1 protein-coding gene is annotated in these 403 nt (G+C 56.1%); it reads left to right on the top strand.

Annotated features, from left to right (window positions below):
• A partial coding sequence (locus KZ793_RS13380) for a group II intron maturase-specific domain-containing protein (RefSeq protein WP_317987463.1) occupies positions 1 to 340 on the top strand: 340 nt, incomplete at its 5' end.
• Positions 341 to 403: the final 63 nt, after the last annotated feature.

The raw sequence follows: 403 nt of genomic DNA, 5'->3' as shown, positions 1-403 counted from the left end.
GATGAGTGCCAGAGCAGGGAAAGCAATCCGTCAGGAGGTGAGGAGTTGGGGTCTGCAAAATCGCAGTGACAAGTCCTTGTACGATCTGGCGCATATGTTCAATGCGAAAATCAGAGGCTGGATAAATTATTACGGTGCTTTTTATAAATCGGCACTGTATCCAACGCTGAGGCAAATCGATCGCAAACTCGTGTTATGGCTGACCCGTAAACATAAGCGACTTCGGGGCCACCGGCGACGGGCCAGTCACTGGCTGGCGCGTGTTGCGCGGAGTGAAACGAGGTTATTTGCCCACTGGCCGCTACTATGGGGGCAGGCTTCAATGGGAAGAGCCGGATGAGCGGAGACGTTCACGTCCGGTTCCGTGAGCGCCTTGGGGGGAGGTTCCCCGGGGCGACTCGAC

The sequence above is a fragment of the Photorhabdus antumapuensis genome, assembly GCF_020387775.1.
Lineage (GTDB): Bacteria > Pseudomonadota > Gammaproteobacteria > Enterobacterales > Enterobacteriaceae > Photorhabdus > Photorhabdus antumapuensis.
The sequence above is the reverse complement of the archived record's forward strand: the minus strand, read 5'-3'. Positions and strand labels throughout refer to the sequence as shown.